Here is a 13,650-nt window from a genome sequence, read left to right as displayed (position 1 = left end):
CCGCCGCTTCTTTTCACGAACGTGTCGCCTCGGTGGCCGGGGAACGGTGAATTTATGCCCTGTTCCGACGGGTGTACGAACGAGATGGCATCCGACTTCGAGCGGCGGCGGTTCATCAAGGCGGCAAGCGCAGCGGGCCTGATCGGCCTCGCCGGGTGTAGTGGCGGCCCGAGCGACGGCGGGGACGGGTCCGACGGCGACGACGGCATGGACGGCTCCGACGGAGAGGACGGTTCGGACGGGTCCGACGGCGGGGACGGCTCCGACTCGCCCCCGGCGAGGGTCGGCATCGTCTACTCCGACGGCGGGCTGGGCGACAACTCGTTCAACGACGCGGCCAAGCAGGGCATCGTCGACGCCGAAGAGGAGTTCGGCATCGAGTACGCCGAGTCCGAGCCGGACGGCACCGGCGAGTTCGGCCAGTACCAGCAGCGGTACGCGAGCTCGACGGACCCGAACTACGACCTGGTCTCCTGTATCGGGTTCAATCAGGGCGACGCGCTCACCGAGACCGCGTCGCAGTTCCCCGACCAGGACTTCATGATCGTCGACACCGTGGTCGACTCGCCGAACGTCGCGAACTACCTGTTCCGCGAGGAGGAGGGGTCGTTCCTGATGGGCGTCCTCGCCGGCCGGCTGACCGAGACGGACTTCTCCGCGGGCGGCGGCTCGACCGCTCCCGACTCGACGAACGTCGGGTTCATCGGCGGGGTCGACAGCCCGGTCATCCGGCGGTTCCAGGCCGGCTTCGAGGCCGGCGTCGACTACGCGTCCGACGACGTCGACGTCTCCACGAGCTACGTCGGTAGCTACAGCGACCCCACGGCCGGACAGGAGCAGGCGCTGTCGATGTACCAGAGCGGGGCCGACATCGTCTATCACGCCGCGGGCGCGACCGGCGTCGGCGTCTTTCAGGCCGCGCAGTCCGAGGGTCGGTTCGCGTTCGGCGTCGATCAGGACCAGTCGGTCACCGAGGACTCGTTCGCCGACGTAATCTTAGCCTCGATGGTGAAACGCGTCGACACCGCGGTGTACGAGTCGATCTCGAACGTCGTCGACGACGACCACCAGGGCGGCTCGACGACGGCGCTCGGGCTGGAGTCCAACGGCGTCGAGTGCGTCTACGGACAGGAGATCGGCGACCAGGTGCCCGACGAGATCGTGACCGCGGTCTCGGACGCGCGCGACGAGATCATCGCCGGCAACATCGACGTGCCGGACACGACGAGCAACTGAGGACGCGTTCGGCGTCGGTTTTCCACCGCGACTCGTTCGACGCGTTCGGCGTCGGTTTTTCGTCCGCGATTTTTCCGCGCTCCGGTCGGTCATCCGACAGTACCGCGAGCGTCAGCCCGAAATCCGCGCGTTTTTAGGCTCCGGTGCGGAGTTACGGGTGAATGAACCCGGCGGTCCACTTGGACGGTATCACGAAGCGATTCCCCGGGGTCGTCGCGAACGACGACGTTGATCTCGCGGTGGAACGCGGGAGCGTCCACGCCCTGCTCGGCGAGAACGGGGCCGGCAAGACCACGCTGATGAACGTGTTGTACGGTCTCTACCAGCCGACCGAGGGGACCGTCCGTCTCGACGGGGAGCCACAGTCGTTCGACTCGCCGCGGGACGCGATCGACGCGGGCGTCGGCATGATCCACCAGCACTTCATGCTCGTCGACCCGATGACGGTGTGGGAGAACGTCGTCTTGGGCAACGAGCCGACCACGTGGGGCGGCCTCCGCGTCGACAGGGATGCGGCCCGCGAGGCCGTCGTCGAACTGAGCGAGCGGTACGGCTTCGACGTCGACCCCGACGCGACGATCGCCGACATCTCGGTGGGCGAACAACAGCGCGTCGAGATCCTGAAGGCGCTGTACCGCGGGGCGGACGTGCTCATCATGGACGAGCCGACGGCCGTGTTGACCCCGCAGGAGGTCGAGGAGCTGTACGGCGTCTTCGAGGAGCTCACCGAACAGGGCAAGACGATCATCTTCATCTCGCACAAGCTCGGCGAGGCGCTGTCGGCGGCCGACGACATCACCGTCCTCCGCGACGGCGTCAACGTCGGCACGGTCGCGTCCGCGGACGTGACCCGCGAGGAGCTCGCGAAGATGATGGTCGGCCGGGAGGTGCTGATGGACCCCGCGACGACGCCGCAGGAGCCGGGCGACCGGGTGCTCGAAGTGACCGGCTTGAGCGTCGACGACGACCGGGGCGTCGAGGCGGTCTCGGACCTCTCCTTCGAGCTCCGTGCCGGCGAGATTCTGGGCGTCGCGGGCGTCGACGGCAACGGCCAGTCGCAGCTGGTCGAGGCGATCACGGGGCTGCGCGAGTCGGCGGCCGGGGAGATCCGCTACCGCGGCGAGTCGATGGTCGGAAAGACCCGCCGCGACCGCATCGACAGCGGAATGGCGTTCATCCCGGAGGACCGACAGGAGCGCGGGCTGGTGATGTCGTACGACCTCACCGAGAACGGCATCCTCGGGAGCCAACACGACGCGCCGTTCGCGCGCGGCGGCCGGCTCGACTGGCGCGCCGCGCGCGACCACGCCGAGTCCGTCATCGAGCAGTACGACGTTCGGCCGCCGGACGCGGACGCGGAAGCGGAGTCGCTGTCGGGCGGCAACCAACAGAAGTTCATCGTCGGCCGCGAGTTCGAGCGCGACCCGGAGCTCGTCGTCGCGACCCACCCGACCCGCGGCGTCGACATCGGCTCCACGGAGTTCCTCCACGACCGGCTGCTCGAACTCCGGTCACAGGGGAAAGCCGTCCTCTTGGTCTCCTCGAAGCTCGACGAGGTACAGGGGCTTTCGGACCGGCTCGCGGTGATGCACGAGGGGGAGTTCACCGGCGTCGTCGACCCCGCGACGGTGACCGAGGAGGAGATCGGCCTGCTGATGGCCGGTGAGCCGCTCGACGACGACTCGGTCGAGGGGGCCGCGCTCCACGAGGACGCGACCGACGAGTCGGGCGGCGGAATCGACGATTCAGGGGGCGAAATCGACGGGACGACCGCCGGTGAGGAGGGGGTGGACGCGTGAGCGACCCGGACGCGGACCGGACGACGTCCGTCCTCGCCCGGCTGGTCGCGCCGTTCGTCGACCGGACCGTCGCGGAGCGGCTCGTCATAAGCGTCGCCGCGATCTTCCTGTCGATCGCCGTCGGGTTCGCGATCGTGCTCGTTTCCGGTCGGATCGCCGAGTGCTCGACCGCGGCCTGGACGATGCCGCTCACCGGGATCGGGTTCTGTTACGACCCCGTCGAGGTGTACGTCGTGCTGTTCAACGGGGCGCTCGGCTACCCGTTCGCCGTCGGCGAGCCGGGGCTGTTCAACGCCGGCTGGACCCCGCTCAACCTCTCGTTCGGCCTGACGCTCTCCGAGACGACGCTACTGATCTTCACGGGGCTGTCCGTCGCCGTCGCCTTCCGCGCCGGACTGTTCAACATCGGAACGCAGGGGCAGCTCGTCGTCGGCGGGCTGGCGACCGCGCTCGCGATCCTCGCGCTCGCGCCGCTGCTCCCGGCGGGTCCCGTCGCCGGGGTCGTGCTGATCGCGGTCGGCACCGCGGCCGGCGCGGTCGGCGGCGGACTGTGGGGCGCGATCCCCGGCGCGCTCAAGGCGTACGCCGACGCCAACGAGGTGATCACGACGATCATGCTCAACTTCGTCGCCGCGAACGTCGCGTACGTGCTCGTGTTGGAGGTGTTCCGCGCCGAGGGCTCCTCGGTGGTCGCCACCGAGTACGTCCCCGAGTACGCGCAGCTCCGACCGTGGCTGTTCCCCGCCTCCAGCGACTTCGCGCTCGTCGCGCTGCTGATCGGGGTCGGCTTCATCGGCGCGCTCTACTACTTCGTCGAACACACCTCGCTCGGCTACGACCTCCGAACGAGCGGTGTTCAGGCCGCGGCCGCCGAGTACGGCGGCGTGAACGCGAAGCTCACGACTGTCCGGGCGATGACGCTGTCGGGCGCGCTCGGCGGCGTCGGCGGCGCGGTGTGGGTGCTGATGTCCGAGGGCCGGTGGCTGGCCTCGATTCCGGACCTCGGCTTCGACGGCATCACCGTCTCGATTCTGGCCGGGAACAACCCGATCGGCGTGTTGCCGGCCGCGTTCCTCTTCGGCGTGTTGAAGGGCGGGGCCTTGGAGATCGGGTTCCGCACGGACGTGCCCACGCAGCTCGTCGCGGTGTTGCGCGGGCTCATCATCCTCTTCGTCGCGATGCCGGAGTTCTTCCGGATGATCGGTCGGTACGCCGGGCTCGGCGGAGGCGGCGTCGCAGCGCCGACGGAGTCAGACGAGACCGCCGGCGGCGAGGGAGGTGAGACCGATGCGTAACCCGCTGTCGTCGACGCGAGTCATGGAGGGGTTGTTCGAGTCCGACTACGTGCGCTCGCTCGTCGTCGGCACGGTCGGCGCGTTCGCGCTGGTCGGAATTCTCGGGCTCTTGTTCCCCGACTCGATCGCGGGCGACCTCGCCGGGATCGTCTTCTCGACGAGCACCGCCACGTCGACGGCGCGGCTCGCGGCCCCCATCGTGCTCGCCGGGCTCGGCGGTATCTTCGCCGAGAAGTCGGGCGTCATCAACATCGGGCTGGAGGGACTGTTAATCATCTCGGCGTTCGTCTCCGTGTACGCCGCGTCGGTCGTCGGGATCGGCAACGCGGTCCTCGGCGTTCCGGCGCTCGCGATCGGCTTTATCGCCGGCATCGCCGCGTCGACGCTGCTGTCGGCGGTGTTCGCGGTCGTCTGTATCGAGTTCAAGGCGGACCAGATCATCGCCGGACTGGCCGTCTGGCTCATCGCCTTAGGGCTCGCGCCGTTCATGTCGACGGTGTTCTTCGGCGGCGTCAACACGCCGAACCTCGGCGCGAACGTCGGCTGGGCGTACTCCGCGACGCTGGTGCTGCTCGCGACCGCGGGGTCGTGGTGGCTGCTGAACCGGACCGCCTTCGGGAAACACCTCCGTGCGGCCGGCGAGAACCCGAAGGCGCTCGACACGGTCGGCGTCTCGGTCTCGAAGGTGCGCTACGCGGGCGTGCTGCTCTCGGGCGTTCTCTCCGGCGTCGGCGGGTCGGCACTGGCGCTGTCGATCGGCCAGTTCGTCGGCTCCGGCGAGACGATGGTCCAAGGGAAGGGGTTCATCGCCATCGTCGCGTATCTGTTCGGCAACTACAACCCGGTCGGAACGCTCGGCGCGGGCGCGCTGTTCGCCGGTCTCGACGCGATGCAGATCCGGCTCCAACAGCTCGGCTACGCGGTCCCGGACACGCTGGTCCAGACCATCCCGTACGTCGTCGTGATCGTCGTGCTCGCCTTGGTCGGCCGGACCCAGATCCCCGAGGCCGCGGGGGAACACTACGAGACCGAAGAGTAGGGCGTCCGATCCGCGTTGTGGTCCTCCCGTTCAACAGGACTCGTCAGCGACGATACCACGTCCGGATCCGAAATTCGTTCTCTCGAATACGACCGAAATGGGAGCAAAGAGTTTTGCCGGGCGCACGACACGCTCCGGTAATGGATATCGACGAGTACGACGTCGTCGTGGCGGGGGCCGGGACCGCCGGCTGTTACGCCGCCGCGACGATCGCGAACGAGGGGCTCGACGTCGTCATCGTCGAGCGAAAGGACGCGGAGGAGGCCGGCCACATCGCCTGCGGCGACGCCCTGAAGGGCGCGGACGCGTTCCCCGAGGCGATCCCGAAAGACCGGCTGGAGCCGGCGTTCACGAACACCGGCGTCGACCACGGTCGCTTCGAGATCCCCCAAGAGGACACGGTTCTGGAGATCCCCGTCCCCGGCGAACTCGCCGTCATCGACCGCTGGGAGTACGGCCGCCAGATAATCGCCGCTGCCGAGGAAGCCGGGGTAGAGTTCCACTACGACACCGTCATCAACGACGTGGTCCAAGACGAGACGGGCCGCGTCACGGGGCTGCGGGCGGTGCGAAAGGGCGACCCGGTAACATACGCGGCCGACGTCGTCATCGACGGCGCGGGGTCGCTCTCGCTGCTCCAGGACAAGGTCGACTTCGAGGGGACGACCTTCGACACGAACGTTCGCTACTCGCAGTTCTGTTCCGCGTACCGCGAGGTCGTCGAGGTGCCGGAGCCGGTCGAGTGGGACGACGCCCTCGTCTTCAAGGCGACCGACCGCGCCGCGGGCTACCTCTGGTACTTCCCGCGGACCGCGACTGAGATCAACGCCGGGCTCGGCTTCCAGATGAACGAGGAGCCGATGCAGCTGGTCGAGTCGCTGAAGAAGGACCTCCGGGACCGCCCCGAGTTCGAGGGCGCGGAGGTCACGGACAAGCTCGGGGCCGCGCTGCCAACCCGACGCCCCTACGACTCGGCGGTCGCGCCGGGCTACATGGCGGTTGGCGACGCCGCGGGCCACGTGAACCCGACGACCGGGGGCGGAATTGCGGGCGCGGCGTACGCGGGCAAGTACGCCGGCGAGCAGGCCGTGAAGGCGGTCTCCGACGGCGACGTGAGCGAGGAGAACCTCTGGCGGTACAACACCCGCGTGATGGACCACTTCGGCGGCCGGTACGCCGGCCTCGACGTGTACAACGTCCTCTCGACCGCGGTCGACGTCGACGACCTGATGGGCCTGCTCGCGTCGCTGCCGGGCGAGAAGCTCGCGGAGGCGCTCTACGAGGGGTCGACCTCGATGTCCTTCGGGCTGAAGGTGAAGGCCGCGGTCAAGAGCTTCGGCTACTGGGGGACGATCCGGAACTTCTACCAGACGAAGTCGCTGGCGGACGAGCTGATTGGCCACTACGACGAGTACCCGACCAGCCCCGCCGCGATGGCGAACTGGACCCGCGAGCGCGACGGCATCATGGACCGCGTGTACGAGACGACCGGCGCGGACGCGAAGTACTGAGACGCCGACCGACCGCGACTCACCGCATGAGTGACCGCCGACTCGCCGCATGAGCGACTACCGACTCACGACCGTCGAGACCGTTCGCGAGCAGGGATCGTGGGCGTTCACGGCCCGCGAGGGCGACGCCGACCGCGAGGTGTTCCTCGTGCCCTGCGCGGACGAGCCGGGCGGTGAGGCGGAGCGTTTGGATCGAGCGGTTCGGGCGTGGATCAACCGCTGTACCCACGAAGACCAGCGGCTCCACCGCGAGGCGGTCGGCGCGGTCACCCGCGGCGGGTCCGTCGTCTGTCCGAAGCACGGATCGGCGTTCGACGCCTGCGACGGCTCCTGCGACAACGGCGAGGCCGCGGGGACGACGCTGCGGGAGATCGACGTGGCGGTCCGCGACGGCGCGGTGTTCCTCACCGACGACGACCTCACGTACCTCTACGAGGGGTTACCGGACGACGACGGCGACGACGAGGGACCGTCGTCGAGTTCGCACCTGACGTTCTGAGTCGACTGCGGGCGATCAGTGAACGTCGGCGAAATTCTGGGTGCTCAGCTGTACGGCGTAGTGACTGGTTAGGCTCTGTTGAAATTCTTAAAAGGTGATAGGTTCTGTCCCCCTGCGGTCAATACAGAGGAAGTGCTTCTCAGGCCGATGTTGACTGTCGTACCTCGTGAATCAGCATCCCAACTGTGAGGAGAAACATCACGAGGAGAGCGACCTCGTAAGGCGCGTCTGGAATAGAGGATCCTCCATTACTAACCCCAAGAAAAATCCAGACAATACATACTGCGAGGAGAGAAACCGCCACCTTCCAGCGTTTTAATATACTGACTAATTCCATGTGATGGCTCAATTCTCGTATTCTATTAAATACACGCTCTCACTGATTCTTGACACACATTAGTGGCTTATCGCTCAATACGCAGTCTCATCGCCCGGCTGTTTCAGACGAGAAACTGCCTGAAGAATAGGATCTCAACAGAGCCACTGCTTATAAATCACAGACAGACACAGACGCCACCGAAGCCCCAGCCGCGAGGACGGCGCAGGCGAAGTAAGGACCGCAACGAGGGAGCGGTAGCGACCGAGTGAGGACCGCAGCGAGCGTGCGCCGTCCTCGCGGCAGCGAGGCGCTACGCGCCTCGGGCAGCCGGCGGCTTCGCCGCCGGCGACTGCCCCTTCGAGTCCCACCCCGCACCGCTCCGCACAGCACCTCACGCCTCCCCAGCCTCGTCGGCGGCTCCCGCCGGTCGCCGCCGACTCCCTCGCGCGGCGCTGTCTCGCGGTCGCCACAGGCGACCGCTCGCAGGCGCGCGCCAACCGCCATGTTCAGGTATAAGCGATCGGTGCCGCTGACCGGTCCAGGTTAAATAACGATATCGGCGCTCGGTCCCGTTACGGCCGCGTCTCGGCCACGCGCCGGATCGCACCGGCGATCACGTCGATGCCGATCGCGATGTCGTCCTCGACGACGTCGAAGTCGCTGGTGTGGTGGCCGCCCGGGTGGTCGGTGCCGACGCCGAGGTAGCAGGCGAGTCCGCCGCGCTCTTGGACGCGGTTCATCAGGTACGTCGCGTCCTCGGAGCCGCCGAGGTCGTCGCTGTCGACGATACTCGTGACGCCCGCGACGTCGCCCGCGGACTCCCGGACGAGCCCGGCGAGCGCGTCGTCGCTCGTCGCGCTGGGGGCCTCGCCGAGCGTCGACACCTCGACCTCGCAGTCGTGCATCTCCGCGGCCGATTTCAGGATCCGGTCCGCGTGGTCGGACATGTACTCGGCGAGTTCGGTCGTCTGGCCCCGAAGCTCGCCCTCGATGTGCGACTCCTCGGGGATGATGTTCGTCGCGGTGCCGCCGCCGACGAGGCCCGCGTTCACCCGCGTCGGGCCGTCGGCGTGCCGCGGGATGGCGTAGAGGTTCTGGACCGCTGCCGCCATCGCCTGAACCGCGTTCCGGCCCTGCTCGGGCCGCGCGCCGGCGTGGGCGGGTTCGCCCTCGAACTCCGCGAGGAGGTGCCGCACCGCGAGGAACCCCTCGACCCCGCAGACGATCTCGCCGGACGGGTGGTCCAAGCCGACGTGGACCGCGTAGAGGTAGTCGACGTCGTCGAGGTGGCCGGACTCGGCCATCGGCTTGCCGCCCGCGACCTGCTCTTCGCCCGGCTGGAAGAACACCTTCAGCGTGCCGGAAAAGTCGGAGTCGAGGACGGCGTCGAGCGCGCCGAGCCCCATCGTCGCGTGGGCGTCGTGGCCGCAGGCGTGCATGAACCCCTCGTGTTCGGAGCGGAACCCCTCCCCGGCCGGGACGTGGTCGCCCGCTTCCGACTCGGTGATCGGGAGGCCGTCGATGTCGACGCGCAGGCCGACCACGGGACCGTCGCCGCGCTCGACGACCGCGACGCAGCCGGTGTAGCCGCCGGAGAGCCGGTCGACGATCTCGGGGTCCGCACCCGCCTCGCGGGCCTGCGTCTCCCACTCGGCTAGCTCCTCGTCGTCCGGGACGTTCAGGCGCTCCTCGGTCGCCAGCGCGTCGCGGCCGACGTGAAGCGCCGTCAGGTCCCGCTCGCGGAGGGCCTCGACGATGCGGGCGGTGGTGTAGAACTCGCGCCACGCCGGCTCGGGGTGGCGGTGGAGGTCGCGGCGAAACGCGCGGTACTCGTCGTTGTCGAGAACGCTCATACCCGTGGGTGGCCCGGCGACCGCTTAAACGATCGCCTGTCGGAGAGCGGGACCGCCGGAACGCGGCCGACGCGGAGCGGCCGCGACCGGCTTACTCCGCCGCCGGTCCCATCCGCTCCGAGTAGTCCCACGTGTGGAGCCGCTCGGGCTCGATCCGGATCTCGACCTCCTCGCGCTCGGGGCGCAGGAGCCGCTCGCCGGTCGCGTTGTCGACCCCGCCGAGGTACTTCTCCAGAAGCGACCGCAGGAGCCGCTTGTCCTCGTCGGGGACGACCGTCGCGCGGCCGCGGCCGCGGACGCCCTTGTACGGCGGGTCGTTCGTCGATACGTCGAAGGAGACCTCGTCGTCGTGTTCGACGAACTCGACGAGGTCGGCGGTCGCGCTCGTCGCACAGCGGATCGCGCCGCTCGGGCGGTCGGGGTCGCCTGCGTCGTCGCCGCGAGGTCCGGCCACCGGATCCCACGCGAACCACAGCGAGACGATCCACGGGCGGTCGGTCGGCGTGCGACAGCCGAGTCGGACCGGGACGCGGGCGTCGGCGAGGAACTCGTCGACGCGCCCACGGTCCCACGGGCCGGTCGGGTCCATACGGATCCCTCGGCCGCGTTCCGCCTAACAGTTGCGGCGGGCGTCGCGGGAGGGTCGCGGCGGAGACGGCGACGCGTCGCCGGCCACATCCTCGCTCACGCGGCCGGCACGCCGAGCGTGATCGTCGTCCCGGTCTCGTCCGCGCTCGCGCCCTCGTCGTCGGCGCGGGTCGTCTCGATCGAGAGCCACCCGCCGAACGCGTCGGCGGTCGCGCGCACGATCCAGAGGCCAAGCCCGCTCGCGTGCTCCAGTTGGGTCTCGGGGTCCGGGCCGGTTATCACGCGGCTCTCCGACTCGTGGATCCCCGGCCCGTCGTCGCTGACGGCGATTTCCACGTCGCCGTCGCGCTCGCGGGCGGACAGCGCGACCTCGCTCGCCCCGTGTTCGACCGCGTTCGTCGCCAGCTCCTCGACCGCCGTCGCCAGCCGGTCGTCCGCGAGCGCGGGACCGGCGTCGACGTCGACCGCGACCGTCTCCGCGCCCGCCTCGCGGGCCGCGTCGGCCGCGTCCTCGACGACCGAATCGACATCAACCGGGGTCCGCTCCCCGGGCCGACGCTCGAAGGCGGCCTGAAGCCGCTTCGCGTCCTCCGCCAACCCGCCGATCACCGCGGCGCTGTGCGCGACCTTCTCCGCAGACTCGCGGAGGTCGGGGTCGTCGACGCCCTCGGCGACGAGCGAGGCGTGCCCGCCCAGCACCGTCGTCTCGTTGCGGAGGTTGTGTCTGATCACGCGGTTGAGCACCGAGAGCTTGCGCCGCTCTTTGGCCAGCTGCTGTGCCCGAACCCGTCGGGCGTCGTAGACCCCGATAATCACGTGCGCCACGGCACCGATCGCGAGCACCTTCGCGATCGTGAACACGGGCGCGGTCACCGGCGAGGCCATCGCGGCCTGGTACTGGAAGATCCCGAGCATGATCCCGCCGAGAACGGTGACCCCGAACAGGTTCCAGACCGCGATCCGGACCGCGTTCCGCGTGGTGAACGAACTCCGCAACAGCATCCCCCCGACCGCCACGAGTGCGACCGAGAGGACCGTTCCGAGCACCGAGAGCGCGACGCCGATCGGCGGCTCCCCGCCCGAGACGAGCGGGGTCACGTTCGGCACGAGGAGCGCGAAGCCGGTGAGCGAGACGAAAAGCGCCGCGGCGGTGCGGATGATTCCCCCCTTGGAGCGCTCCTCACCGTAGTCCGGGTCGGTGACGCCGAGCGTCACGAGCAGCTCCCGCAGTCGACTCCCGTCCGCCTGCCGTGTGTCGAACCGCTGATTCATTGTCCGGGCGGATGGTCGGTCAAAATAAAACGATTAGCCCGCGGCTATCGCTCTCGCGAATCGGGGCGGTCGCCCGGATCGGCTCGACCGCCGGCCGGCGCGGACGGAACACAAGAGAATTGACCGTCCCCGCGCGAGTGGTGGTATGACCGACTACTTCGAGGTCCACGAGCGCGACGGCGCGGCCCGGATCGGGGAGGTCCGCCTCGCCGAACCGGTGACCACGCCGGCGCTCGCGGACCCGATCCTCGACGACGCCGGGAGCCTCTGGGCCGGCGACCGCGAGGCGCCCGACGGCGACGAGAGCGCGCTGACGGTGCTTCCCCACCGGTCGTTCCCGGCCGGGACGCGCGACGAGGTGCGCGAGTCGTTCGCGGTCGACCACCCGGACGCCGCGTTCCCGACCGCGGCGGTCGTCGACAGCGAGGTCGCGCGCGACCTCGGCGCGGACGCGTACCTCCTCTCCGACGCGCAGGGGTTCGTCGGACACGGGGAGGCGTTCCGCGACGCGATCGTTCGGGCGAAGGCGGCGCTGCCGCCGGACACGGCGCTCGGCCTCTCCGGCGTCGCGACGCCGCGGAACGTCGCCGTCCTCGCGTACGCGGGCGTCGACCTCGTCGACGAGACGCTCGCCCGGACGAAGGGGACGCAGGGGATGTACCTCACCGCCGACGCGGAACATTTCCTCGAAGACCTCGACGAACTGCCGTGCGCCTGCCCGGCCTGCGCGAAACCGCGAGGCGAGTTCACGCGCGCCGACTGCGCCGAGCACAACGTCAACGCGCTCCGCGCCGAACTCCGCCGGGTCCGCGAGCGGATCCGGAGCGGTCGCCTGCGGGACTACGTCGAGGGGCAGGCCCGCCACGAGGGGTGGCTCACGGCCGCGTTCCGCGAGTTCGACGACCAGTGGGCCTATCTGGAGGAGCGGACGCCGCTCATGCGCGACGCCGAGGTGACCGCGGCGAGCGCCGAGACGCTCGACCGCGTCGAGATCCGCCGGTTCGCCGACCGCGTCACGAGCCGCTACCGGAACCGCTTTGACGACCAGCCGCTCGTTCTGGTTCCCTGCTCGGCGACGAAACCGTACAGCGACTCCCAGAGCCACCGCCAGTTCCACGACGCGATCAAGTGGCGCGGCCACACCGTCTCGATGACCTCGCCGATCGGCGTGGTCCCACAGGAACTGGAGACGACCTACCCCGCACAGCACTACGACTCCGTGGTCACCGGCGACTGGAGCGAAGACGAGATCGAGTTCGTCGCGGAGGTGTTGCGGCGATATCTGACGCGCAACGACTACTCCCGCGTCGTCGCGCACGTCCCCGAGGACGGCTATAGGGAGATCTGCGAGCGCGTCGAGGCCGACCCCGAGATCGATGTCCCCTTCGAGTACACCTGCGTCGACCACCCGACGACCGACGAGTCGCTCGGCGAGCTGAACGCCGCCCTACAGGGCGAGCCGGCGTACAGCAAGCGGGAGCGCGAACACAACACGGTCCGGGCGCTCGCCGACTACCTGCTCGGCGACGGCGCGGGCGACGACCTGTTCGGCGGCGCGGGCGACGAGTCGGGCGGATCGGAGGCGGGGAGCGGCGCGGACATCCGCACTACCGGCCGCTACCCCAAGCTCCAGGTGTGGGGGTCGGACCCGGACGCCGGTCGCGAGGGCGAGCCGGGCGAGCAGCTGGCGACGATGGTCCCTCAGTACGGCACCCTCTCTTTCACCCTCGCCGGCGCGCGGCGGTGGGTCGAGAGCGACGCGTCGACCAAACGGGTCGAGATCGACGCGTTCGTCCCGCACGGCTCCGTGCTCGCGCCGGGCGTCGTCGACGCGGACGACGATATCCGCGTCGGCGACGAGGTCGTGATCGAGGGACCGAAGGCGTTCGCGGTCGGCCGCGCCGAGATGTCCGGGCCGGAGATGGCGGGGTCGACCCGCGGCGTCGCCGTTCAAGTCCGCCACGTCGACGAGAAGTGACTAGAGACCGCACGGAGGTCAGCTGCCGGTGACGGGGAGCAGCGGCCGCGCGGACCACAGCGCTCAGCAGTGTCGGCAGGAATACTTGTCTCAAACAGCCCTCTGTCGGCTTACTCAAATCATCCACCCTTGGTTTTACACGCCGAATGAGCCGGGTTCGACGGGGAGCGTGGTCGCGGATCGACTATCTTAAACTCGCTCGAATATCGTTGCTGAAATCTGAAACACAATTATTATTTAAACCGTGACATAAGCATGCTA

11 protein-coding genes are annotated in these 13,650 nt (G+C 69.1%); 7 read left to right on the top strand and 4 right to left on the bottom strand.

What is annotated here, in order from left to right:
• The first annotated feature begins 84 nt into the window (after nt 1-84).
• The 6 genes from QOL69_RS15545 to QOL69_RS15520 all read left to right on the top strand — a co-directional run bounded on the left by QOL69_RS15545 (nt 85) and on the right by QOL69_RS15520 (nt 7,379).
• Nucleotides 85-1,236, top strand: coding sequence for a BMP family lipoprotein (locus QOL69_RS15545; RefSeq protein ID WP_048077302.1), 1,152 nt, complete (start codon nt 85-87; stop codon nt 1,234-1,236).
• A 161-nt stretch (nt 1,237-1,397) separates the two neighbouring features.
• Entirely contained in the window at nt 1,398-3,035 is a 1,638-nt protein-coding gene (locus QOL69_RS15540) for an ABC transporter ATP-binding protein (RefSeq protein ID WP_283403905.1), read from the top strand.
• Nucleotides 3,032-4,330, top strand: coding sequence for an ABC transporter permease (locus QOL69_RS15535; RefSeq protein ID WP_283403904.1), 1,299 nt, complete (start codon nt 3,032-3,034; stop codon nt 4,328-4,330). Before QOL69_RS15540 ends, QOL69_RS15535 begins: the two co-directional genes overlap by 4 nt.
• Nucleotides 4,323-5,369, top strand: coding sequence for an ABC transporter permease (locus tag QOL69_RS15530; RefSeq protein WP_283403903.1), 1,047 nt, complete (start codon nt 4,323-4,325; stop codon nt 5,367-5,369). The genes QOL69_RS15535 and QOL69_RS15530 overlap by 8 nt, the downstream gene beginning before the upstream one ends.
• Before the next feature lie 140 nt (nt 5,370-5,509).
• On the top strand, nt 5,510-6,880 hold the full coding sequence (locus QOL69_RS15525; RefSeq protein WP_283403902.1) for a geranylgeranyl reductase family protein: 1,371 nt from the start codon (nt 5,510-5,512) through the stop codon (nt 6,878-6,880).
• 49 nt (nt 6,881-6,929) lie between these two features.
• Complete coding sequence (locus QOL69_RS15520; protein WP_283403901.1) at nt 6,930-7,379, top strand: Rieske (2Fe-2S) protein; 450 nt, start codon at nt 6,930-6,932, stop codon at nt 7,377-7,379.
• 139 nt (nt 7,380-7,518) lie between these two features.
• Here QOL69_RS15520 and QOL69_RS15515 read toward each other — a convergent pair whose 3' ends face one another.
• From QOL69_RS15515 to QOL69_RS15500, 4 genes are all read right to left on the bottom strand, one after another.
• Nucleotides 7,519-7,716 carry a hypothetical protein gene (locus QOL69_RS15515; protein ID WP_283403900.1) on the bottom strand — a complete coding sequence of 66 codons (198 nt, stop codon included), beginning with the start codon at nt 7,714-7,716 and terminating at the stop codon, nt 7,519-7,521.
• A 554-nt stretch (nt 7,717-8,270) separates the two neighbouring features.
• Nucleotides 8,271-9,551 carry an amidohydrolase gene (locus QOL69_RS15510; RefSeq protein WP_283403899.1) on the bottom strand — a complete coding sequence of 427 codons (1,281 nt, stop codon included), beginning with the start codon at nt 9,549-9,551 and terminating at the stop codon, nt 8,271-8,273.
• 91 nt (nt 9,552-9,642) lie between these two features.
• On the bottom strand, nt 9,643-10,140 hold the full coding sequence (locus tag QOL69_RS15505) for a pyridoxamine 5'-phosphate oxidase family protein (RefSeq protein WP_283403898.1): 498 nt from the start codon (nt 10,138-10,140) through the stop codon (nt 9,643-9,645).
• A gap of 95 nt (nt 10,141-10,235) precedes the next feature.
• Nucleotides 10,236-11,411 carry a sensor histidine kinase gene (locus QOL69_RS15500; RefSeq protein ID WP_283403897.1) on the bottom strand — a complete coding sequence of 392 codons (1,176 nt, stop codon included), beginning with the start codon at nt 11,409-11,411 and terminating at the stop codon, nt 10,236-10,238.
• Between the two features lie 145 nt (nt 11,412-11,556).
• Between QOL69_RS15500 and arcS the strand changes: the two genes are divergently transcribed.
• Nucleotides 11,557-13,389 carry an archaeosine synthase subunit alpha gene (gene arcS, locus QOL69_RS15495; RefSeq protein ID WP_283403896.1) on the top strand — a complete coding sequence of 611 codons (1,833 nt, stop codon included), beginning with the start codon at nt 11,557-11,559 and terminating at the stop codon, nt 13,387-13,389.
• Nucleotides 13,390-13,650 lie beyond the last annotated feature (261 nt).

The sequence above is a fragment of the Halorubrum sp. DM2 genome (genome assembly GCF_901686465.1).
In the GTDB taxonomy this organism is placed as follows: domain Archaea; phylum Halobacteriota; class Halobacteria; order Halobacteriales; family Haloferacaceae; genus Halorubrum.
Note: the sequence above shows the minus strand (reverse complement) of the source record. Positions and strands in the feature narration are given on the sequence as shown.